This is a genomic window from Sphingomonas sp. OK281 (assembly GCF_900115295.1).
Classification (GTDB): domain Bacteria; phylum Pseudomonadota; class Alphaproteobacteria; order Sphingomonadales; family Sphingomonadaceae; genus Sphingomonas.
Window position 1 is genome coordinate 1,302,375 of record NZ_FOVZ01000001.1, and the last position, 23,310, is coordinate 1,325,684.

The window sequence follows — 23,310 nt, forward strand, 5'->3', positions numbered from 1 at the left end:
CGCGCGGGCTTGACATATATACAGTTCGAATATTAGTAAGACGTATCCTGCATATATGGGTGATGCATGAGCGAACGGGAATTTCTCCAGGCCTATGATCCCGCGGCGTACGAACGGCCGTCGGTCGCGGTCGACCTCGTTCTGATGAGCGTGATCGACGGGGTGCCTGCCGCGTTGCTGATGCAGCGCGAGGATCATCCATATCTTGGCCGATGGGCGCTGCCGGGCGGCTTCGTCGCGATCGACGAGAGCCTCGACGAGGCCGCGCACCGGCTGCTCGCGAGCAAGGCACGGATGCAGGATGCGTATATCGAACAGCTCTATACGTTCGGCGCGGTCGCTCGCGATCCCCGCACCCGGATCATCAGCGTCGCCTATTTCGCGCTGCTGCCACAAGCGGACTTCGCCGCAGCGCTGAAGGCCGCGCCGGACTTGGCGTTGGCGGACCTCGTGGTACCGTGGAGCGGCGAGGCCGGCGGGCCGGTGGTGGCACGCTCGGCCGATGGCGAGACGCTGCCGCTGGCGTTCGATCATGCCGACATGCTCGGGCTGGCGATGCTGCGGCTGCGCGGCAAGCTCGATTATTCAGGCGTGGCGTTCGCGCTGCTGCCCGAGCGCTTCACGTTGCGCGCGCTCCAGGACGTGCACGAGGCCATCCTCGGCACGAAGCTCAACAAGCCGGCCTTTCGTCGTCGCATGCTCGACCGCGGCTGGCTCGAACCGACCGGCGAGCGCGAGAGCGGCGCCTCGTTCCGCCCCGCCGAACTCTATCGCCACCGCACCGGCGGCTGACCGGACAGCAGAAGGAGAACGATCATGGCATCGATCAAGAACATCGGCTTCATCGCACAGTTGCGCAGCGACGCCAGCAATCACATCATCCGCTATCGCAGCGGCAAGGTCCGACAGAGCGGGCGCGGGCTGGTCTTCTGGTTCCGCCCCGAAACCGCCAGCATCGCCGAGCTGCCGATGGACGACCGCGAGATGGCGCTGTTCGTGAAAGGCCGCAGCCAGGATTTCCAGACGGTCGCGATCCAGGGCACGCTGACCTGGCACGTCGTCGATCCAGAGCTGCTCGCCGCCCGCGTCGACTTCAGCCTCGGCCTGGTCACCGGCGCCTACAAGAGCGAGCCGATCCAGCGCATCGAAACGCGGCTTGCCGGCCTCGTCAATCAGGCTGCGCTGCAATATCTGGCACTGGCGCCGGTCCGCGCGCTGCTCGATGGCGGGCCGGAGCCGCTGCGCCACCAGCTCGAGACGATCCTGGCGGGCGATCCCGCGCTCGCCGAGATCGGCATCGCGGTGACGACGATCCGCCTTACCAATCTCGCACCGTCGAGCGAACTGGAGCGCGCGCTCCAGACGCCGACCTTCGAAGGGTTGCAGCAAAAGGCCGACCAGGCGACCTTCGAGCGGCGCGCACTGGCCGTGGAGAAGGAGCGCGCAATCGCCGAGAACGAGCTTGCCAACAAGACCGAACTCGCCCGCCGCGAGATGCTGTTGATCACGCAGGAAGCGGAGAATGCCCGTAACCGCGCCACCGGTCTTGCAGAGGCGCAGCAGATCGAAGCCGCCGCCGAGGCGGAGCGGATCCGCACCGTCGAGAGCGCCAAGGCCGAGACCGAGCAGGCGCGGATGACGATCTATCGCGACCTGCCGCCGTCGGTGATGCTGGGCCTCGCCGCGCGCGAGCTGGCGGGCAAGCTCGATACGATCGAGCATCTCAACATCACGCCCGACCTGCTGGCCACCGTGCTCGGCGAGTTCCGTCGCGACGTAGCCACGCTGCCGCGAGGCTGATCGGATGTCGAGCAATGCCCCCCGCGCGGTATTCGTCACGCGCGAAACCGATTACGAGCTGCTGCTCGCGCGCCACGCCACGCGCGGGCAGGCGAAGTTCTTTCTGGAAACGCGCGGGCAGGACATCGCGGTGCTGGAGGATCGCCACCGCCAGCTGCATGCCACGCTCCATGCCGGACGTGCGGCGGTACCGGGCGATTGGCGGCAGGCCGAGGTCAAGCGCGCCGACCTCGACCGGTTCCTGTTCGGGCCCGAGGACGTGATCGTCGTCGTCGGCCAGGATGGGCTCGTCGCCAACGTCGCCAAATATCTCGACGGCCAGCCGGTGCTGGGGCTCAACCCCGCGCCCGACCTGTACGACGGCGTGCTGGTGCGCGTGCCGCTTGCCCGCCTCGCCGGGCTGCTGCCGGCGAGCGTCGCGGGCGCGGCGCCAGCCGAGCGGCGGACGATGGTCGAGGCACGGCTCGACAGCGGCGAACGCCTGCTCGCGCTCAACGAGGTGTTCGTCGGCCATCACAGTCACCAGTCCGCGCGCTATCGCATCGCCTGCGACGATCGTGCCGAGGACCATTCGTCGAGCGGGCTGATCGTTGCGTCGGGGACGGGCGCGACTGGCTGGGCGCGGTCGATCATGGAGGCAACGCACGACGCGCTACCGCTCGATCCGCAGGAGCGCGCGGTCGCGTTCTTCGTGCGCGAGCCATTTCCCAGCATCGCCACGGGCACAAGCCTGCGCGCCGGCAAGCTCGCGGCCGCGCCGCTAGCGGTAACGTCGCGGATGAACGATGGCGGCGTGATCTTCGCCGACGGCATCGAACAGGATTTCCTCGCCTTCGACTGGGGCCGCAACGTCACGCTCGGCCCCGCCGCGCAGACGCTGAACCTCGTTACCGGCTGACAGACGGATACATAGCGGTAGTTGATAGGGTCCGCCTCGAGTTGTTCCGCCGGAACGCCGAAAGCACATCTTCGTAGGTCATCGATCCAGCTGAGCTTGGCTTTGTAAGCTACCGGCAAAGATCACCGACTAGCGTTTGTCTCGTTATTCGGTCGATGCTGGTCGAACTCGTCAACGCCATAGCAACACGCATTTCGGCTTCGATAAGCTTCAACAGGTGGTCGACGCCGCCTTCCCCGGCTGCGGCCAACGCGTAAACCCACGCTCGCCCGAGCAACACGCCGTGTGCGCCAAGCGCAAGCATCCGAACAACGTCCAGCCCGGATCTAACGCCGCCATCGGCCAATACCGTCAACCGGTCGCGCACCGCGTCAGCGATCGGTGGCAGTGCACGAGCTGTGGAAGGAACGCCGTCGAGCTGCCTCCCGCCGTGATTTGAGACAACGATCCCGTCCGCGCCGAGGTCGGCTGCAGCGCGTGCGTCCTCGACGTCCAATATTCCCTTGATGATCAACGGGCCGTCCCAGATATCCCGAATGAATTCAAGGTCCTTCCAGGAAACCGTCGGGTCGAAGTTATTACGCATCCAGGCGAAGAAATCTTCCAATCCGGTATTCTTGCCAAGAACGGGCGCGACGTTACCGAGCTGATGTGGCCGTCCTCTTATTCCGACGTCATAGGCCCAGGCAGGTCGCAGCAGCGACTGCACCGCGCGTCGGGCGCCGCCCATGAAACCCGACGCTCCTGCCAATCCGGAGCGATAGTCACGATAGCGAGAGCCTGGGACAGGCATGTCCACCGTGAACACCAGCGCGGAACATTGGGCTGCTTTCGCCTGAGCCAACAAATCACGCATGAAGCCACGATCGCGGATCATGTAAAGCTGGAACCAGAAGGGTTGCGACGTGGCAGCGGCAACCTCGTCTATCGGGCAGGCCGAAACCGTCGAAAGGCAGAATGGTACGCCTGCGGTCTGCGCAGCACGCGCCGCCTGGACCTCGCCGCGGCGCGCGTTCATTCCTGCCAACCCGATTGGCGCCAATGCGATTGGCAGATTTTGGCTGCGCCCGAACAGCGTCGTCGACAGGTCCAGCGTCGAGACGTCGGTCAGCACGCGCTGTCGCAACGCAATGTCTTCCAGATCAGCGACGTTCCGCCGCAACGTGACTTCTGCGTAGCTCCCGCCGTCGATGTACTCGAACAGAAAGTGCGGCAGGCGGCGTCGCGCAAGTTCGCGATAATCGATCGCGGAAGCTGCCTTCATGACCGAGCCTTTTGACATTCATGCGTTGAGGAATACGGTGCGGACCGAAAAACGCCCCGGATGATACGCGGCCGGATCATTGCAGGTTCACGAATGCGCCGCCATCCACCAGCAACGCCGCGCCGGTGACGTACCGGGCCAGGTCGGACGCAAGGAACACGATCGGACCTGCGATATCGTCGGGTTCACCAAGCCTCCCGAGCGGGATCCGCTGCGCCATGCGCGCGCGCTTCTCCGGATCGGCCAGATCATCCTTGTTGATGTCTGTGAGGATCGTCCCCGGCAATACCGAATTACACCGAATACCGTGACGACCGAGGGCGATTGCCGTCGACTGCATCAGCGAATGCACGCCAGCCTTGGTCGGCGTGTAATGGGTCTGATACTCACCTCCGACGAGCGCGGAGATGGATGACACGGCGACGATCGCACCCCCCTGCCCCTGACGCACCATCTGGTTGGCCGCAGCCTGCACCATGAAATACGCGCCGTGTAGATTGACGCGCATCGTTCGTTCGAACGTCTCCACGGGCATGTCGAGAAACGCATGGAACGGGCAGATGCCGGCATTGTTGACGAACACATCGACCCGTCCCAACGCTTCGGAAGCCCGGGTTACAAAGTCGCTCGCGGTCGCCGGGTCGGCGACGTCGCCCGCCACCGCGATGGCCTTGCGCCCCAACGCGGTAATCGCCGCCACGCACGATGCCGCCTCGTCCTCGCTGCCAAGGAAATTGATCGCAACGTCAGCACCGTGTCGTGCGGCGGCAATCGCGGTCGCCCGTCCGATCCCAGCCGATGCCCCGGTCACGAGTACGGTCTTTCCTACTAGCAGCATCTCTCTCTCCCTATTTCTTCGGTAGCGAGGCGGTCCAGCCAAGGTCGCGGCTTACGGCGTCGGCTGCATCGGATACCGTTTTCGACAGTTCGCCCATTCGGTCGTCGCTCATGTACTGCGCGGCACTCGAGACGCTGATCGCCCCGACGATAACGCCCTTCGCGTCGCGAACCGGCGCCGCAACGCAGCGGATCTGGTCCTCATTCTCTTCGAGATCGAAAGCGCGGCCGGCTTCCACGTAGCTTCGCATCCGGCTCTCCCAAACCGTCCAGTCGGCAGGGTGCGATCCTTCAGCCTGGTCGGCATCGAAACGCGCTCGCCAGTATTTAGGGGGATGATCGAGCATCAACGCCTTGCCGAGTCCGGTCGACGTCAGCGGCTGTCGATCACCCACCCGGCTGGAGATCGTTATCCGGCGCCGCCCCGGCATCTTGTCGAGATACAATGCGCGGTCGCCCTCGAGGATACCAAGATGGACGGTATCCTCGGTCGAGGCGGACAGAGCCTCCAAATGAAGTCGAGCAACCTGAATGATGTCAGCCTGGACATGGGCCAACGCGCCGAGTTCGAGCAGCTTCGGGCCAAGCCGATACCCGGCCCGCGGGGTGAAGGCGAGATAGCCGCGCTCCACCAGCGCACTCGCCAAGCGATGCGTCGTGCTCTTGGTCAGCGCCAGACGATCAGCCAGCTCAGGGAGCCCGAGCACTTCCTGTGCAATCGCCTCGATCACGTCGAGACCGCGCATCAGGGTCTGGCTGCCAGCCCCAACGGTGGTTTCCTTGTCCATACTCGTGAGCGGTTCAGTTGACGCCATGATTTTCATTCCCTAGGATACTATTCCATAATATGGCAATAGGTGCTGCGGTTCTTATAGGGAACAACGCAGAATAAGGGCAGGATGAACCGTGGCGCTACCAAAGATCAAATACGTGCGAGCCTTCACTGCGACCGGTGGCGGCGCCGACTACCACGATCAGACCGGTGCGCACTGGATCGACGATCATATTGCAACGCCGATGAGCCGGTATCCCGAATACCGGGAGTCACGACGCAGCTTCGGGATCAACGTGCTCGGCACGTTGGTCGTGGAAATCGAAGCTGACGACGGCACGATCGGATTTGCGGTCACGACCGGCGGGGAGCCCGCCTGCTACATCGTCGAGAAACATCTCGCGCGCTTTCTGGAAGGTCGTAATCCTGCCGACTACGAGAAGATTTGGGACCAGATGTACTTCTCGACGCAGTATTACGGACGCAAGGGACTGGTCGTAAACGCGATCTCCGGCGTCGATCTGGCCCTATGGGACCTGTTAGGTAAATTGCGGGGCGAGCCGGTGCATCAGCTGCTCGGCGGTCCCATCCGCGACGAGCTGCAGTTCTACGCGACCGGCGCTCGCCCGGACGTCGCGAAGGAACTGGGCTTCATCGGCGGCAAGATGCCGCTGCACCACGGCCCGGCCGAGGGGCTGGAAGGATTGCACAAGAACGTCGCGATGCTCGCCGACATGCGGGCGAAGGTCGGCGACGACTTCTGGCTGATGTACGATTGCTGGATGGCGCTCGACGTCGATTATGCCACGCGCCTGGCGATCGCGTGCCACGAGCACGGCCTGAAATGGATTGAGGAAGCAATCAGCCCAGACGACTATTGGGGCTATGCCGAATTGAAGCGCAACGTACCCAAGGGCATGCTGGTTACCACCGGCGAACATGAGGCGACGCGCTGGGGCTTCCGCATGCTGCTCGAGATGGACTGTTGCGACATCATTCAGCCCGATGTCGGCTGGTGCGGCGGCGTGACCGAGCTCCTCAAGATCAGCGCACTTGCCGATGCCAAGGGCAAGATGGTCGTGCCGCATGGCTCGTCAGTCTACAGCTACCACTTCGTCATCACGCGCCACAATTCGCCGTTCGCCGAGTTCCTGATGATGCATCCGGGCCCGACCGAGGTGGTGCCGATGTTCGCGCCGCAGCTGCTCGGCGAGCCCGTCCCCGTGAACGGCCGGATCAAGGCCAGCCAGCTCGACAAGCCTGGGTTCGGTGTCGAGCTCAACCGCGACGTTCCCCTCAACCGTCCCTACACACACTGAGGTTCTTCCCATGAAATTCTGTCGTTACGGCGCCAAGGGCGACGAGAAGCCGGGTCTGGTCGACGATGACGGCCAGATCCGCGATCTATCGGGGCATGTTGCCGACATCTCGATCGCCGCACTTGCTCAATTGAGCGCCGTCGACGTCGCGTCGCTGCCGCTCGTCGAAGGCACGCCTCGCTACGGCGTGCCGATCGCCGGGATCGGCAAGATCGTCGCAATCGGTCTCAACTACCGGGACCATGCGATTGAATCGAACCTGCCGATCCCGACCGAACCGATGATGTTCATGAAGCCGCTGTCCAGCCTGACCGGCCCGAACGACGCCGTGATGCTGCCCAAGGCGGCAACGCATGGCGACTGGGAGGTCGAGCTCGGGGTGATCATCGGCAAGACTTGCCGCTATGTCGACCGGGCCGATGCACTTGACCATGTTGCCGGCTATGTCCTTGCGAACGACGTATCGGAACGCTTCAACCAGAAGCAGCGCGGCACGCAGTGGTCGAAGGGCAAGGGACATGACACGTTCTGTCCGGTCGGCCCGTGGCTGGTCACCCCCGACGAAGTCGGCAGTCCGCAGGATCTCGACATGGCTCTCGACGTCAATGGCGTGCGGATGCAGACGGGCAACACCAGGACGATGATCTTCCCGGTCGACGAACTGATCGCCTATGTCAGCGAGTATGTAACGCTCGAACCCGGCGACCTGCTCATCACCGGGACGCCTCCCGGGGTCGGCGAGGGCAAGAAGCCGGAAGCGATCTATCTGAAGCCCGGCGACACGATGCACCTGACGATCGCCAAGCTCGGCGAGCAGACGCAGGATGTGGTCGCCTGGCAGCATCCCCGTACAGGCGCCGCGGCGTGACCGTCTTTGCGGGTCGGTTCGCGGGGCGGACCGCGATCGTCACGGGCGGTGCCTCGGGGCTGGGCAAGGCCGTCGCGGCACGCATCATCGCGGAAGGCGGGACGGTCGCGCTGTGGGACCTGAATGCGGAGGCTCTGTCGGCGGTACGCGACGAAATCCAGGCGACGCATGTCGAGGCCGTGGACGTGGCCGACCTCGTTGCGGTCGAGGAGGCCGCACGCGCGACGCACGCGGCACTCGGCAAAGTCGACATTCTCGTCTGTTCGGCGGGCATCACGGGCGCGACCGCTCCGGTACACGAGTTTCCCATCGACAGCTGGCTTCAGGTCGTGGGCGTCAATCTCAATGGCCTGTTCTACTGCAACCGGACGATCGTGCCGATGATGCTCACGAACGGCTACGGGCGGATCGTCAATCTGTCGTCGGTCGCGGGCAAGGAAGGCAACCCCAACGCCAGCGCCTATTCGGCGACCAAGGCGGCGGTGATCGGCCTGACCAAGTCTCTTGGCAAGGAACTGGCGGGCAAGGGCGTGATTGCGAACGCGCTGACGCCCGCCACGTTCGAAAGCCCGATCCTTGCCCAGCTTCCGCAAAGTCAGGTTGACTACATGCGGTCGAAAATTCCGATGGGTCGCCTTGGCGAGATCGAGGAATCCGCTGCGATGGTGTGCTTCATGGCCAGCGAGGAATGCAGTTTCACGACCGCATCGACGTTCGATACGTCCGGAGGCCGCACGACCTTCTGAACGGTACCATTCCAAGGACGGCGCGGCCGTCCGAGCAAACGTATCGCGACCCGGCATACCGGGCGTTCCGGGAGAGGATACACCATGCACAACATTCCCTTCGTCGATGCCCATATCCATTTCTGGGATCTGGCACGGCTTCGTTACCCCTGGCTGACACCGCCCTTTGCGGACGACGGCCCGAACGGCTCGGTCGAGGCGATCGCGCAGACTTACCTGCCGGCTGATTATCGCCGCGACGCCGCCCGGTGGAACGTCGCTGGCGTCGTTCACGTCGAGGCAGGAGCCGACCCCGCACATGCCGCCGCGGAAACCACTTGGCTCGAGCAGCTCGACGACGGCCCTGCCGGTATCGTCGCCTATGCGGCACTGAACGATCCCGAGTTGGAACCGCTGCTCGAAACCCATCGCGCGCACGGCCGGGTCCGCGGCGTGCGCCATATCGTCAACTGGCACGCGAACCCGCAGCTCAGCTACACCGATCGCGAGATGACCGACAACCCGGCGTGGCAGCACGGGTTCGCCCTGCTCGCGAAATATGGTTTGTCGTTCGACCTTCAGGCGTATCCCGCACAGTTCGCCGGGCTGGCGCGTACCTTGGCGAGATCGCCCGACACGCAAGTCGTGATCAATCATCTGGGCATGCCCGTCATAAGCGATCCGGACGGACGCGCAGTTTGGGCAAACGGCTTGCGTCAGCTCGCCGAACTTCCAAACGTCGCGATCAAGATTTCCGGGTTCGGGTTCGTACAGCGACCCTGGACGACCGACGAGGCGCGTCCCTGGATCCTGGAGGCGCTCGACCTGTTCGGCACGGACCGCGCCTGCGTGGCCAGCGACTTTCCGACCGACGGGTTGTTCGGCAGTTTCGACGCGACCCTGGGCGCCTATGCGGCAATCCTCGCGGCGTTTCCGGCGGACGAACGTCGCGCGCTGTGGGGCGGCAACGCCAATCGCATCTATCGCCTCGGACTCGAACTCAAGGATCGCGACAATGGGTAATCCACTCGTCGGCGTCGCCTATCACTGGCTTGGCGGACTGGCATCCGCGAGCTTCTACGTTCCGTACCGCGGCGTGCGCCGTTGGTCGTGGGAGATCTTCTGGCTCACTGGCGGACTGTTCTCATGGTTGTTCGCGCCCTGGCTGTTCGCAAGCGTGATGACCAACGACCTCCTCGGCGTCATCGCCGCGACGCCGCCCATGACAATCTTCTGGTGCGTCGCGTTCGGCGTGCTGTGGGGGTTCGGCGGACTGACCTACGGCCTCACGATGCGCTACCTCGGGCTGTCGCTCGGCATGGCGGTCGTGCTGGGACTGTCGACGGTCTTCGGCACACTCATTCCGCCGATCTTCGCAGGTGATCTCAGCGCGAAGCTGTTCGATACGGTATCCGGAAACGTAATCCTCGTCGGTCTGTTCGTGACGCTTGCGGGCATCATCGTCGTCGCGCTTGCCGGGGCGTGGAAGGATGCGTCGCTGCCCGCCGAACAGAAGGCCGCGACGATCGCGGAGTTCGCCTTCCGCAAGGGCGTGGCGGTCGCCATCTTCTCGGGCATCATGTCGAGTTGCTTCGCCTTCGGGCTGGCGGCGGGTGAGCCCGTAAAGGCGCTGTCCGCTGCGGCCGGCACGGGGCCATTGTGGACGGGCCTGCCCACGCTGTGCCTCGTCATGTTCGGCGGCCTGCTGACCAACGCGGTATGGTGCACTATCCTGATCGTCCGCAATCGTTCGGCGGGCCAATGGGTCGGCCGCTTCGGTGCAGCGCCGGACGATGCAACTGCCACCATCGACGGCGCTCGACCTCCGTTGCTAGCCAACTTCCTGCTCTGTGCGCTGGGCGGGACTCTTTGGTACTTTCAGTTCTTCTTCTACACGATGGGCGAAAGCCAGATGGGGCGCTTCGGCTTCTCGTCATGGACGCTTCACATGGCCTCGATCATCATTTTCGGCACTTTGTGGGGCTTTGCCCTGCGTGAGTGGCGCGACGCGGCCACTCGAATTCGTGCCACCGTCTGGGCGGGCGTCGCCCTGCTCGTCCTCGCCACCGTCATCATCGGCTACGGCAACAGCCTCGCGTCCTGAAGGAACGAACCATGCGCCTGCGCTCCTCTCTTCCCGTGTTCCTGCTGCTCGCAGGGACGATATTGACCGGCACGGCGAGCGCGCAGGACGTGGCGTCGCCCACGCCCGTCGCCCTGCCCGCTTCACCTGCTTCTGCGGGCGACACGCTGCGGCAGGGCTTTCTTGCCCCTCCGGAGTCGGCGCGCCCTCGTGTCTGGTGGCATTGGCTGAGCGGCAACGTGTCGCGCGACGGGATCACGAAGGATCTCGAATGGATGAAGCGCATCGGCGTCGCCGGGGCCATGATGTTCGACGGAGACATGGGCGCGCCCAAGATCGTGCCCGAGCGTGTGACGGTGCTGAGCCCACAATGGTTCGGCAATCTGCAGTTCGCAGCGTCGGAGGCCGACCGACTGGGCCTGGAGTTCGCGATGGCTGCCGCGCCGGGGTGGAGCGAGACCGGTGGTCCCTGGGTCAAACCCGAATGGGGCATGAAGAAGTTCGTTTGGAGCGAGACGCGGATTGCCGGCGGCCGGCGCCCCGGCAAGCTTGTCCCGCTTCCCGCCAATGCCGGACCGTTCCAGGCGATGGCAAAGCATGATTTCACGGGCAAGCCGCAGACGGGCGGGCCGGTACTGGCGCGTGACGTCGCGGTCCTCGCCTTCCGCACGCCAGGGGGCGACGTGTCGCTTGGCTCGCTTGCGCCCAGCATAACCACGAATGCTTCTGCGATCGAAACCTCGAAGCTGGTCGATGGTGATACCGAGCACGGCATCACCCTTCCCTCGCCCACGCCCGGCGCGCCGACCTGGGTGCGCTATGACTTTGCGGTGCCGGCGACGATCCGCGCGCTCACCTATGTCGGCTCGGTCGGTGGACGCTTTGCAGATGGGCCGCAAGGTCGGGTCGAGGCGAGCGACGACGGCACGACATGGCGTTCGATCCGCACCTTGGTCGGGCAGGCGCACAACCCCGCGCCGCAGCGTACCTTCGCGTTCCCTGCGACGACCGCCCGGCATTTCCGCGTCGTATTCGACCGTGCCGAAGTGTCGCGCAATCCCTGGCCGCAGGCTCCCGGCATCACGCTTGCCGAACTCGCGCTCGTGCCAGGCGCACGTGTCGATCTCTTCGAGGATCGGGCTGGTTTCGGTGTGATCGCGGATGCCGATGCAGTGCGGACGCCCGACGTCGCGTCATCGGCAGCGATCCGATCGGCCGACATCCTCGATTTGACCGACCGACTGCGCCCAGACGGCACACTCGACTGGACGGCACCCGCCGGTAACTGGACGATATTGAGGGCCGGCTGGTCGCTGACTGGCGAGGTCAACCATCCTGCCACGCCAGAGGGCACCGGGCTGGAAGTCGACAAGCTGAACGCCACTCATGTCCGAGCCCACCTCGACGCGTACATGGCGCCCGTCATCAAGACCTTGGGACCACTCGTCGGCGACCGTGGCCTCCGGTATCTGCTGACCGACAGTTGGGAAGCCGGTCAGGAGAACTGGACCGAGCCGATGCCGGACGAGTTCATGCGTCGTCGCGGCTATGCTCTGACTCGGATGCTACCGGTGCTGGCCGGTCATGTCGTCGACAGCGCGGAACGCAGCGATGCCTTCCTATGGGATTTCCGTCGCACGCTGGCGGATCTTGTCGCCGAGAACCACTATGGAACGATCACGCGCTTCGCCAAGGAGCACAAGCTGGGGTATTACGGCGAAGCGACGGGGGCCGCCTGGCCGACGGTAGCCGACGGTATGCTCGCGAAGAGCCAGACCGACATTCCGATGGGCGAGTTCTGGGCCATGCCATTCGGGGGTAAACCCGCGGCATTCCAGGGCGTCGTTGGCGACGAGTTCCCAGCCGACATCATCGAGACCCGATCGACGGCCCATGTCTATGGCAAGCCGTTGGTCGCTGCGGAAGCGCTGACCTCGTCGCTGCCGCAATGGACGTCGACACCGTGGTCGTTGAAGTGGGTGGTCGACAAATACATGGCGATGGGTGTGAACCGCCTGGTCCTGCACACATCGCCGCATCAGCCCGACGACATTCACAAGCCTGGCTTGACCCTGGGGCCGTTCGGTCAGGTCTTCACGCGTCATGAAACCTGGGGGGAATTGGCCAAGCCCTGGATCGATTACCTCTCGCGCAGCTCGTACATGCTGCAACAAGGAACGCCGGTGGCCGACGTGCTCTACTTCTACGGCGAAGGCGCGCCATCGGGGGTGCCGTATCGCGACGCGAGCGGCGCGCTCGATCTGCCGGGGCACGGGTTCGACTATGTGAACGCCGATGCCTTGCTGCGGCTGGCAACGGTGGATCAGGGCCAGGTCGCGTTTCCCGGCGGTGCACGCTACCGCCTGCTCGTGCTTCCCGAGGCACTCGATCGGATGACGCTGCCGATGATCACGAAGCTGCGCGATATGGTCGCGGCGGGTGCGGTGCTGGTCGGCCCCAAGCCGACGGGCTCGCCGAGCCTCGGCTCCAGCGACGATGCCATTCGCACGATCGCCGACGATCTCTGGGGCCAGACCGATGGCGGATCGCTGACCGTCAATGCATACGGCAAGGGGCGTGTCTATTGGCGACGCGATGTGCCGGCTGTGCTTGCCGCGGAACGGGTCGCACGCGACTTCGACTATGCGGCGGCCGATCCGACGATGGACCTGCGCTTTGCGCATCGTCGTCTTGGCGATGGCGAACTCTATTTCGTGACAAACCAGAGTGACAGGGCTGCCACCGTACCGACGTGGTTCCGCACGGCCGGCCATGCGCCCGAGCTATGGCACGCAGATACGGGCAAGTCGGAACGCGTCAGCTATGCCGTCGAGGGCGAACGGACGCGAATCCCGCTGACGCTCGGTGCGTATGAGTCGGTATTCGTCCTGTTCCGCACGCCGGCCGACGCCGTGGGCCTGACCTTGCCTCCCCCGCAAATGCGCACCGTCGGTACGTTGGCGAGGGACTGGAGCGTGCAATTCCCGACAGGCGCCCCGATCACCACCGGCGTTGGATCATGGACCGCCAACGCCAATCCGGAAATCCGCTACTTTTCGGGCGTCGCTACCTATAGCCAATCCTTCACCGCTTCAGGCGGATGGTTCGCCAAGGGCGAGCGCCTGTATCTCGACCTGGGCCATATCGGCGATGTCGCGGAGGTCCGGATCAACGGCATCCTTTCGGGAACAGCGTGGGCGCCGCCCTATCGCCTCGATGTGACCGACCAGCTGCGACGAGGTCAGAACAGGCTGGAGATCAAGGTCGCAAACACCTGGCAGAACCGTTTCGTCGGCGATCTGCAGCCAGGCGCGACCCAGCATGCCTGGACCAATGCCGCATCGGGCGGCGGTTTCGCCATGCTCGGCAAGGGGTTGTCCGCCTCGACTGCACTGACCCCGTCCGGACTGCTCGATCCAGTCCGTATCATCGCGGTCCGGGATGAAGCAGCGCGATGACCGCCTCCAAGTGGACCCGGCGCAATGTGATCGCGGGCGGCTCCGCAATGGCCGTGACCGCCTCGATCACGGCGCCGATCAACGCTGCGATCGCCGATGCGCCACGCCGATCGTTCCCCAGGGGCTTCATCTGGGGCACGGCGACCGCCGCGCATCAGGTCGAGGGGAACAACACGAACAGCGACTGGTGGCTGCTCGAGACCGTCGCCGGCACGATCATCAAGGAGCCATCCGGGGCCGCGTGCGATCATTATCATCGCTACCCACAGGACATCGCGACGATCGCGAAATTGGGTTTGGGCAGCTATCGCTTCTCGATCGAATGGGCGCGCATCGAGCCGACCGCCGGGCACTACGACATCCGCCAACTCGATCACTATCGCGACATGCTACGGGTTTGCCGCAGCCACGGCCTGCACACGGTGGTCACGTTGCATCACTTCACCTCGCCTGCGTGGCTGGCCGCGCGCGGTGGGTTCGAGGACCCGGCGACCGTGGGCGCGTTCACCGCCTATGCCGAGGCGGTGGTACGACACTGCGGGGACCTGATCGACACGCTCTGTACGTTCAACGAAGCCAATCTCAGCTTCTCGGACTTCATCCCGGCAACGGCGCTGGCGCCGATGCTGGACGCAGCGAAGCAGGCGAGCGGTTCCCCAGCCTACCGCTCCTATCTTTTCGATGACAGCGCACGGTCGAAGCCGATCGTGCGTGCGTGCCACGTGGCCGCACGCCGAGCGATAAAGGCGATCCGGCCAAACCTGCCCGTCGGCCTGACACTCGCCATGTCCGATATCCAGGACGCGCCTGGCGCACCGGGAGCGGGCATTGCCGAGCGATCGAAACGCTATGACGTATGGCTGGAACTCGCGCGAGGTGACGATTTCGTGGGAGTGCAGAACTATACCCGCGAGCGCTTCGATACGAAGGGCTCAATCCCGCCGCCTGCGGGAACTGTGCGCACCCAACTCGACCAGGAATACTATCCAGCCGGGCTGGCTGGGGCGGTGCGCTACGCCGCAAGCGTCGCACGGACGCCGATACTCGTCACCGAAAACGGCATCGGCACACAGGACGATGCATTGCGAGCCCGCTACATCGCCGAGGCGCTGTCTGGCCTGCAAGAGTGCGTCGCCGCGGGCATCGACGTGCGGGGATATTGGCACTGGTCGGCGATGGACAATTTCGAATGGCTTTTCGGCTACGGTCCCAAGTTCGGACTGATTGCCGTCGATCGCGTCAGCCAGGTGCGGACGGTGAAACCGAGCGCTGCCGTGTTTTCAGCAATCGCGCGAGCCAACGCCCTGCCCGCCTGACGCGCTTCCTTAAACGAGGCATACGCGCCGCGCTCACTCGACGATGCCGGCTCCCGCTTTGAACAGCGGAGAGGCGGAATCGTCGGATCGCGCAGGGTTCTGCTGCGCCACCGACGCCATCGAGGACGGCAGTTCGAACGGCAGCCTGCCCCGCGCCCTCGCTTTGCCGGTGACGACGTCCAACACCGCTGCATCGCTGGCGCCGAACACCGTCAGCATAGCCGCAGCGCGGTCGCGGATGTTGGTCAGGATCGCAGGACGGTCCATGTCTACCGCAACGATCGTAGGGACCACTGCTGTCGCCCTCAAGATGGCGACATAGCCGGGATCATCAGCATGGAAATCGAGCCTGCCCTCGTTCTGCCGGCTTCCGAAGAAGGCATGGGGATGGAGCTTCTCGGACGGCGTGCCCACTCGGACCAGCGCGAGCTCGGCCTTCGCCGGATCATCGACGACGACGAGCCCGGCTGCCCGTGCGGTCGCCGCATCCACGCCGTACAACCAGACCCTGCGCCCCGATCGAACCGGGATGAGCGCATTCCTGTTCTGCAGCAATACCTGTGCCGCTCTTTGAGCCGCTTCGGCCGTGGCGAGATCGGTGGCATTGCCGACCGTGGTCGCTGCCGCTGACGCGTCAACATAGGGATTGTCGAAAAGCCCTTGTTCGAATTTCAGCATCAGTATTCGCCGGACGGACGCGTCGAGACGTGCTGGCGTCACCTTGCCAGCGGCCACCGCGGCAATGAGTGGCGCGGGATCATCGACCCCACCGAACTGATCCATTCCAGCGTCCACTGCCTTGGCGAAGCGATCAACCTTGGTCATCGCCTCGACACCCCATGGCATTGCAATCGCGGCAGGCGTCTGCGGTCGCTCGCGCGTCGGTGCCGAACATGCGGTTGGGCAGTCGTTGGTGATCCCCCAGTCCGACAGGATCAGCCCGTTGAATCTCTTGTTGCCGCGCAGCAGTCCCGTGAGCAGTTGTCGGTTGAAACCTGCTCCGACCTGTTCCAGCGGCCGGCCGTTCAGGGTGACCCCGGCGATGATCGGATAGGTCGGCATGACGCCCGCGACGTGCGCGGCGAACGCGCCGTCGAACGCCGCGACGTGGCGGGCGAAACTGGCGTCATCGTGCCGGACGATGCGGCCATAGTAATTATGCGCGTCGAAACCCTGCGGCTCCGCACCATAGCCGACCCAGTGCTTCACCACCGTCGCGACACCGTCCCTCGCGACACCCGCACTGCCGTGTTGGAAGCCTTGAATATAGGCGCCCACGAGCGCGGAGACCTTGACCGGATCGGACCCGAAGGTCGCTGTGCCGCGCGGCCAGCGCGGTTCACTGGCGAGGTCGGCCTGCGGCGACAGAGCCATGTGTATGCCGACCGCGCGATATTCACGCCGCGCGACGTCGCCGAACTGCCGCACCACGCCGGGATCGCCGAGCGCGGCAAGGCCGAGCGTCTCGGGCCAGAGCGTAAACCCGCCCCCGCGGGTGCTGGCGCCCAATACGGCCTGGAAATGGTTGCGTGGATCGGTGCTTATGGTGAGCGGTATGCCGAGCCGCGACTGCTCGGCGAGCCTCTGCAACCTGTTGTTCTGGTCGGCGAGGTCGGCAGGTGCCATCGACAGACGCGTGATCAGGCTGGTGACGCCGTTGTCGACGATGATCGCTCGTGCTTTCGCCAGGTCGTAGCCACCGTTCGAATGCCCGACCGCGTCCCCGATACCAGGTGCGGTGCCGTGCATCATCGTGCCTGCCTTCTCGGCCAGCGTCATACGCGCAAGCAGATCCTCGACCCGCCGCTCGGCCGGTAGCTTGGTGTCCTCATAGGGGTCGAGCCGGCCGTTGTGGTTGAGGTCACGATACTCGCTCGGGGCAGTTCGGGCAGCAACACCCGCCGCGATCGCCAGCGCAGACGCGCCGCACAGGATGAGCAACGGCCGTGTCGAGCAGATGAAGGGCATATCGAACCTCGAACGAAAAAATGAGCTATTGAGTCCAGCGCCGATCCTTGACGCCGGCGGTGCCGGTCAGCGCGATGTCAGAGACGCTATGCCCGACCGATATCGGCATGTCCGGCGCCGTTGCGCTTCTCGGTCGGGCTCGTCTTCAGGATCGTAGAGCCGAAAGTGCCGTGCACCATCGCGATTTTCTCACCGAGCGTCATCTGCTGCACGATGGCATTCGCGCGGGCGTCGGCATCCGATGCGACAGCCCCGTCACGATACGTCGTGTTGGTTTGAGCGATCGCCGGCGCTGTGCCTCCGAGTACCAGCCCCAGGCCCGCCGTTCCGATAAGCAACGGTTTGGCAAAGCGGATCATACGGGTCTCCGGAGAGGCAAAATGTGTAGCGCAATCCGCGCCGACGCAAAAAAGGGTGGCGACACCGTCGCCACCCAAGGGGAGAGCTTTAGAACTTTCCGCGCAGCCCGACCGAAACGACCCGGCCGAGCGCCGATGCGTTCGCTGGATCGAACCCGTAGGCAGACGTGCTGGCGTCGTAGAAAAACGGTGGGTCCTTGTCGAAGAGGTTGGTGACATCGACCGTGATCTGCGGGTCCTCGACGATGTTGCCCAGCGGCAGTTTCAGACCAAGATGAAGATCGACCGTCGTATTGGCCTTTACCCGGCTATTATCGACGACGTTGCGGTACTTGTTGATGTAGTTGACGAAGATTGCGCCATCGACGGGGCCGTTTGCATAGGCGACCCGTCCGCGAGCCTTGAAGTTGATCGCATAGCCGGTCCGCAAGCGGCTCGTGACGACGTCGCTACCGTTGATCTGCTGATCGAAACCCCAAAGCCACGTACCCGAAGCGCCGACGTTGAAGTCTCCGGCCGACGTGCTGCGCGCATATCCGACGTCAAAGTCGAGCCCGTCGATCTTCTGGCGCGCGAAGTTCTGGCGACGTAGATCGTAGATCGCGGTCGGCAGCGCGGCGACGTCCGGATAGGACAGACCGTCATGCCTGATACCGTTGGTCGCAGCCAAGACCTGCGCAACGCTCGGCGCGTAGGTGCGATAGGGATCGAACAGCGGATTGTTGGGCTCGCTGACCGGATTGAAGCCCGGGAAGGTGATCACGTTCTTATAGTCGATGTTGAAATAGGTCGCCGTGAGCTTGAAGCCAGGCAGGAATGCCGGCTTGAAATCGGCACCCAACGACCACGTCGTCGCAGTCTCGGGCTCGAGCTTGTTCCCGCCCGCCAGAATGATCGAGTACGCGCCGGGCGCGGTCGAACCGGTGAAGTCCGCGAAGCGGATAACGCGGGTGTCGATAGCCGTGCCCGCATCGGCAAGGCTCGGCGCGTGGAAAGATGTGCCGTAGCTGCCATGCAGCACCAGGCCGCGCACGGGCGTCCAATTCACGCCGATCTTGGGGTTCGTCGTTCCGCCGACGTCATCGTAATGATCGTAGCGCGCCGAGAGCGAGACATCGAGCGCCTGGAACGCGGTCGTCGCGTTCGCCTCGCCGAAGATCGGTACGAACAATTCGCCATAAGCCGAATAGCTCTTTCGCTTGCCGAGCGCCTCGGTCTGGATCGCGCCACCATCGGGGCCGGTATCGGTATTCGCGTAGAAGCGCTCCTCACGAAGGCTGCCACCGACCGCCGCCTTCACTGCGCCGCCTGGGAGCGAGAAAAGCGATCCATCGACCTTCGCGATCGCTTCCTTCACCTCCTGCTGGCCGAAATAGCGCGTGCGGTAGTTGCCCACCCGCTGCACCAGCGCCGGGTCGTTGGCGGCACCGACACCGTAGGGATTGTAAGTGCCCGCGGTCACAAGACTGGTGAGCAACGCCTGATCGATACCGCGCTGCGTGATGTCGTCGCGTTCACGTCCGTAGTTCAGATCGATCGCGCCGCGCCAACCGCCACCGAGATCGGCGCCGATGCCTGCGGTCGTCGACCATGTCTCTGTGGAGATGCGGTTCTTGACAGTCGCGCCCAGATCGTTCGACGGGTTGTACGTCACTTGCTGAGGGCCGGCAGGTACGCCGGAAGCGACAACGGCATTATAGAATGGGCCGCCCGTCACCGTCAGGTTCAAACCGCCGCTTGCTACGTTACCGCCGGAGATCGCCTGGCGCGAGCGCAGTTCACGTGCAGAGTAGAGCGTACGTGCATGTACTTCGATCCCGCTGCCCAGTTCTTGCCGGATCGACACAAGGCCTTGATGACGATGCTGCGCGGGATACAGGTCGTTCGCTTTGTTGATGTCGCACTGGTTCGGCACACCGGCGCGAGCGCCTGTCGCAGACAGACCGTAGACCACGCCATTGACGGTAACGTTTGCCGGGCTGCACAGCGTCGACAAGGTCTTCATGCCGAAATAATCGCGCTCGGTGCCGTTGACCGACGTGTTCTGCGAATATTCGTAGTCGGCGAGGATCGAGCCCGTATCCCACTTCTTGCCCGCAAGAATGCTGCCATTATAGGTGCGGTAGCCGTCTCCGAACCCTACCCGTCCTGCCGTCTCCACGCCGTCTACATTCTTGCGCAGGATGAAGTTGACGACGCCCGCCACAGCATCCGAACCGTAGATCGACGAAGCGCCATCCGCCACGACCTCGACACGCTCGATCGCGGATGGCGGGATGGCACTGGGGTCGGGCGCGGTCTGGTTGATGCCGGCACCCGGCAGTCGCAGTCCGTCGACGAGAACGAGCGTCAGCCCACCGCCACCGTTGCCCACGCCGACGCCGTGAATGGCAGGCTGATCGACGAAATTGGCGGAGTTTTGGCCGTTGTTTGCGCCGCTTCCCCCAAAGCTGCCCAGCTGGGGGACCGTACGGAGTAGTTCGGTCGTCGTGCTGGCACCGGTCGCGACAATGTCGGCACGGGTAACGCTGACGAGCGAAGAACCGGTGGGCGCGACACCGCGAATGCTAGACCCGGTGACAATGATGTCGGCAGCCTCTTCGGCAGGCATGGAAGCCTCCTGGGGACCGACTTGCTGCGCATCAGCGGCGGAAGCCGATGGTGCCGCGTCGACCGACGGTCCACTGACCGGGACATCCTGCTGAGTCTGCGCAAACGCCGGCACGGCAATTGCCATACCGCTAGTCGCCAGGAGCGTAGCCATCAGTTTCCGCGTATTCATGTACATCCCCTCGTCTTCGGAACACGCGCAGATCCCTGCGTCGCGGAAGTATTATTTTTTTCAGTAATGAAACTGGAAGTGCTCAAACCATTCGGCGAGCCAACTTGTCTAGGTAATGCATCTCATACAGCATCGCTCCCCGATGTTTGGCTAAACGCGATTTAGCACGACAGTCTTTGCTATCTGAGCTTGGCCTAACCTGAGCCTTCAAACTGCGCAAGCGTTATTTTCATCACCTGCATCATCATCCCGCATTGTGAGATAAAGGTGGTAATAACGTCGGTTTGGCGAAACTTTGCCTGGGGCTTCGTTCGCTGCTTTTTCCGGGAAGCAGCGCTTAGAGGCGAGTTGATGTCGAAACCTGTCTTGGGTTTGAGGGATCAAGGAATTCGGCTGCCGAATGAGTTGAACCGATGGTGTGAGCCGCTTGATCGGCCCCATACCCGGACATTCGCGCGCCCTCCCCGCCTGCCAACTCCAGACACTCATTCATGTCTGCGCTGATCGCTATCCAGATCCGAATATTCGGCCATGCAGGCGACCGGACTTGTCAACGCACGCGCATGCCGTTGAGGAGCAGGTCTACCAGATGAGCAATGCGCGGCCTTGGAGCGCTGTCTTTTTCGACCGCGATCGCTATCGCGCTCACCACACAGATGATGTCGTCGAAGCTGGCGTCGCCACGAACGATACCAGCCTCCTGAGCGCGTTGAAGCAGTCGCTGCCCTTCCGCGGTGATCGCGTTACAGCCGGGCGTCCCGTGTTGGATGACAGTCCCTAACGAAGCAGCAAGGCTTTGATAGACGCTCGTGTTCATCGCGAGATCCTCAAGGAACTGGCGCATCGCGCCTCCGGGATCACCATCCCCATCTCGCGCACGGCTCGTCTCCGCGACCGACGTAAACCGCTCGTCGCTGGTGGCCGCCAAGAGCGCTTCTCGCGTGGGGAAGCGGCGATAGAGTGTGCCGATGCCAACCTTCGCTCGCTTGGCCACCTCCTCGAGCGATACGCCTGCCCCTCGCTCTAGAAACGCTTCCTCTGCCGCGACGAGGATGCGTTGGCGGTTTCTTTCCGCGTCGGCACGTAAGCCAGCCTCAACCAAGATTATTCCTTCTTTGCCTTGCCAAGTGGAGGATGCCTCCATATCGGAAGTGGAGCAATCCTCCACTTGCTTGAAAGTTCGATGTCATGACGAAGCGGTTCGAACACAAGGTCGTGGTAATCACCGGCGGTAGTGACGGCATCGGGTTGGCATCCGCGCAGCGCTTCGCGCAAGAGGGTGCTCACGTGTACATTACCGCGCGGCGACAGACGTTGCTGGATCAGGCGGTTATCCAGATCGGTCACGGTGCGATCGGCGTACGAGGCGACGTCACGAACCTCGCCGACCTTACGACGCTCTACGAGACTGTCGAGCGTGACCACGGCAAGGTCGATATCGTGTTCGCCAATGCCGGGATGCACCAGCCACTTCCGCTCGAATCGATCGAAGAAAGCGATTTTGATTCGACGTTCGACCTCAACGTGAAGGGTCTGCTGTTCACCGTGCAGAAGGCACTGCCGCTGATGACGCAAGGGGGCGTGATCGTCCTCAATGGTTCGATCGCTGGATCCAAGGCGTATCCGGGCCAGTCACTCTACAATGCCAGCAAGGCGGCGGTTCGCTCCTTTGCACGCAGCTGGACCATCGATCTAAAGGAACGCGGCATCCGCGTGAACGTCGTTTCGCCGGGGGGCACCGAAACGCGTCTTATCCGGGACTATTTCGACGCGACACCGGGCGCTGAAGAAGAGGTAATCAAGGGGGTTCCACTGGGGCGCCTGGGGCGCCTCGAAGATGTCGCGAGTGCCGTCCTGTTCCTGGCGTCGAGAGAAAGCGGCTTCGTCGCGGGTCATGAGCTCTTCGTGGATGGCGGGGTCGCCGCGGTCTGACCGGGAATTATCGTGCTGAACGGACGTGCGTTTTTTAGGAATGCGATTGCCCACCCGGACGTCCGGGTGTCGGCGCTTTTTGCAAGTCTCGCCCTTCTCGAAAAGGATCGAATTTTGGGAATGTCCGGGCTAGGAAGAAGGCGGGCGACCACTTTACGAAGTCAGTCTCGCCAACCTTCTCTAGAATAGTCGAGCAGTTTGCGAACGACCGTTGCCGGCACCAAAACGGTTCTTCCATTAAGTCTCGCCCGGACCGGCGCAGGGGTATCCTGCCAGTCTGGATACTCTAGGAGAAGGGGGCTACGATTCCTTTCGCCTTCTACAAAGACGACGATCCGAGCCTCAAATCTCGCTGAGCTTGCATCAGCTTCTGGCAAATTCGGATCACAAATGCCGGCCATCGCCACGCGCCAGAATTGTCGAACCATCGAGGCGCTACCTCCATGATCAATGATTTCATCAGGCGATGGAAAGACGCGGCGTTGAATGGTGATTGGGAATACGCGGACCTGGATTTGATCTCGGGGGGAGCCAGATGCACATATCGTAGATGACGCCCTATCAATGGAAGGCCCTGATCCGCTGGACCCCGCAACGAGGGTCGTAGCAGCGAATACGGTAATCCAGCTTCCGAACATTGCCTGCCACTCCAATCCTTTCCTACGGCTGTACACTAAGAGCGATTGTCAGCAATTGGCCGCTTGCTACCGATCCGTTTTCCCGAAAAGGAAGGTTAAACGGGAAAGCGGAGATTGATGTTGTTGCCACGACCGCTGAACGGGCCACTTTCCCGAAATCTGTTCCCGATCTAACTTTCCCGAAATTGTCTACCGGACATGGGAAAAAGGGAAACGCCCTTGGCGGCTAGAATGGCGGGATTCAGGACCGTACATATACGGCTGAACGACCGACATTGGGCGAACGGGCCC

Annotated in this window: 18 protein-coding genes; 11 read left to right on the forward strand and 7 right to left on the reverse strand. The window is 63.4% G+C overall.

Going from position 1 to position 23,310, the window contains the following annotated elements; genetic code table 11:
• Nucleotides 1–66 precede the first annotated feature (66 nt).
• From BM244_RS05725 to BM244_RS05735, 3 genes are read left to right on the forward strand one after another with little or no spacing between them, the layout of a single operon-like run.
• Nucleotides 67–792 carry an NUDIX hydrolase gene (locus tag BM244_RS05725; RefSeq protein WP_093397919.1) on the forward strand — a complete coding sequence of 242 codons (726 nt, stop codon included), beginning with the start codon at nucleotides 67–69 and terminating at the stop codon, nucleotides 790–792.
• 24 nt (nucleotides 793–816) lie between these two features.
• A complete protein-coding gene (locus BM244_RS05730; protein ID WP_093397920.1) occupies nucleotides 817–1,800 on the forward strand; it encodes an SPFH domain-containing protein in 984 nt (327 codons plus the stop codon).
• Between the two features lie 4 nt (nucleotides 1,801–1,804).
• Nucleotides 1,805–2,698, forward strand: coding sequence for an NAD(+)/NADH kinase (locus tag BM244_RS05735; protein ID WP_093397921.1), 894 nt, complete (start codon nucleotides 1,805–1,807; stop codon nucleotides 2,696–2,698).
• A 109-nt stretch (nucleotides 2,699–2,807) separates the two neighbouring features.
• Here BM244_RS05735 and lldD read toward each other — a convergent pair whose 3' ends face one another.
• The 3 genes from lldD to BM244_RS05750 form a co-directional block, all read right to left on the reverse strand.
• Nucleotides 2,808–3,962: an FMN-dependent L-lactate dehydrogenase LldD gene (gene lldD, locus BM244_RS05740; protein WP_093397922.1), complete on the reverse strand. Its 1,155-nt coding sequence runs from the start codon at nucleotides 3,960–3,962 to the stop codon at nucleotides 2,808–2,810.
• 76 nt (nucleotides 3,963–4,038) lie between these two features.
• Nucleotides 4,039–4,800 (reverse strand): L-rhamnose 1-dehydrogenase Lra1, encoded by a 762-nt coding sequence (locus BM244_RS05745; RefSeq protein WP_093397923.1) that lies wholly within the window; start codon nucleotides 4,798–4,800, stop codon nucleotides 4,039–4,041.
• A gap of 10 nt (nucleotides 4,801–4,810) precedes the next feature.
• On the reverse strand, nucleotides 4,811–5,614 hold the full coding sequence (locus BM244_RS05750; protein WP_254784282.1) for an IclR family transcriptional regulator: 804 nt from the start codon (nucleotides 5,612–5,614) through the stop codon (nucleotides 4,811–4,813).
• Nucleotides 5,615–5,705: 91 nt separating this feature from the next.
• Here BM244_RS05750 and rhmD point away from each other — a divergent pair, with 91 nt between their 5' ends.
• The 7 genes from rhmD to BM244_RS05785 all read left to right on the forward strand — a co-directional run bounded on the left by rhmD (nucleotide 5,706) and on the right by BM244_RS05785 (nucleotide 15,340).
• Nucleotides 5,706–6,890, forward strand: coding sequence for an L-rhamnonate dehydratase (gene rhmD / locus BM244_RS05755; protein ID WP_093397925.1), 1,185 nt, complete (start codon nucleotides 5,706–5,708; stop codon nucleotides 6,888–6,890).
• 10 nt (nucleotides 6,891–6,900) lie between these two features.
• Complete coding sequence (locus tag BM244_RS05760) at nucleotides 6,901–7,758, forward strand: 2,4-didehydro-3-deoxy-L-rhamnonate hydrolase (protein WP_093397926.1); 858 nt, start codon at nucleotides 6,901–6,903, stop codon at nucleotides 7,756–7,758.
• Nucleotides 7,755–8,504: an SDR family NAD(P)-dependent oxidoreductase gene (locus tag BM244_RS05765; RefSeq protein WP_093397927.1), complete on the forward strand. Its 750-nt coding sequence runs from the start codon at nucleotides 7,755–7,757 to the stop codon at nucleotides 8,502–8,504. Before BM244_RS05760 ends, BM244_RS05765 begins: the two co-directional genes overlap by 4 nt.
• A gap of 84 nt (nucleotides 8,505–8,588) precedes the next feature.
• Nucleotides 8,589–9,506: an amidohydrolase family protein gene (locus BM244_RS05770; protein WP_093397928.1), complete on the forward strand. Its 918-nt coding sequence runs from the start codon at nucleotides 8,589–8,591 to the stop codon at nucleotides 9,504–9,506.
• Complete coding sequence (gene rhaT / locus BM244_RS05775) at nucleotides 9,499–10,587, forward strand: L-rhamnose/proton symporter RhaT (protein ID WP_093397929.1); 1,089 nt, start codon at nucleotides 9,499–9,501, stop codon at nucleotides 10,585–10,587. The genes BM244_RS05770 and rhaT overlap by 8 nt, the downstream gene beginning before the upstream one ends.
• 11 nt (nucleotides 10,588–10,598) lie before the next feature.
• Nucleotides 10,599–14,024 (forward strand): glycosyl hydrolase, encoded by a 3,426-nt coding sequence (locus tag BM244_RS05780; protein ID WP_093397930.1) that lies wholly within the window; start codon nucleotides 10,599–10,601, stop codon nucleotides 14,022–14,024.
• Nucleotides 14,021–15,340: a glycoside hydrolase family 1 protein gene (locus tag BM244_RS05785; protein WP_217649086.1), complete on the forward strand. Its 1,320-nt coding sequence runs from the start codon at nucleotides 14,021–14,023 to the stop codon at nucleotides 15,338–15,340. The genes BM244_RS05780 and BM244_RS05785 overlap by 4 nt, the downstream gene beginning before the upstream one ends.
• Nucleotides 15,341–15,373: 33 nt before the next feature.
• On the opposite strand, the gene BM244_RS05790 is transcribed toward BM244_RS05785, so the two are convergent.
• From BM244_RS05790 to BM244_RS05805, 4 genes are all read right to left on the reverse strand, one after another.
• On the reverse strand, nucleotides 15,374–17,308 hold the full coding sequence (locus BM244_RS05790) for a glycoside hydrolase family 3 protein (RefSeq protein ID WP_093397931.1): 1,935 nt from the start codon (nucleotides 17,306–17,308) through the stop codon (nucleotides 15,374–15,376).
• Between the two features lie 86 nt (nucleotides 17,309–17,394).
• A complete protein-coding gene (locus tag BM244_RS05795) occupies nucleotides 17,395–17,667 on the reverse strand; it encodes a hypothetical protein (protein WP_093397932.1) in 273 nt (90 codons plus the stop codon).
• 88 nt (nucleotides 17,668–17,755) lie between these two features.
• Nucleotides 17,756–20,449, reverse strand: coding sequence for a TonB-dependent receptor plug domain-containing protein (locus BM244_RS05800; protein ID WP_175518079.1), 2,694 nt, complete (start codon nucleotides 20,447–20,449; stop codon nucleotides 17,756–17,758).
• A 550-nt stretch (nucleotides 20,450–20,999) separates the two neighbouring features.
• Nucleotides 21,000–21,551, reverse strand: a complete 552-nt coding sequence (locus BM244_RS05805; RefSeq protein ID WP_217649087.1) for a TetR/AcrR family transcriptional regulator — start codon at nucleotides 21,549–21,551, stop codon at nucleotides 21,000–21,002.
• 86 nt (nucleotides 21,552–21,637) lie between these two features.
• On the opposite strand from BM244_RS05805, the gene BM244_RS05810 reads away from it, so the two are divergent.
• On the forward strand, nucleotides 21,638–22,381 hold the full coding sequence (locus BM244_RS05810; protein ID WP_093397935.1) for an SDR family NAD(P)-dependent oxidoreductase: 744 nt from the start codon (nucleotides 21,638–21,640) through the stop codon (nucleotides 22,379–22,381).
• The last annotated feature ends 929 nt before the right edge of the window (nucleotides 22,382–23,310 follow it).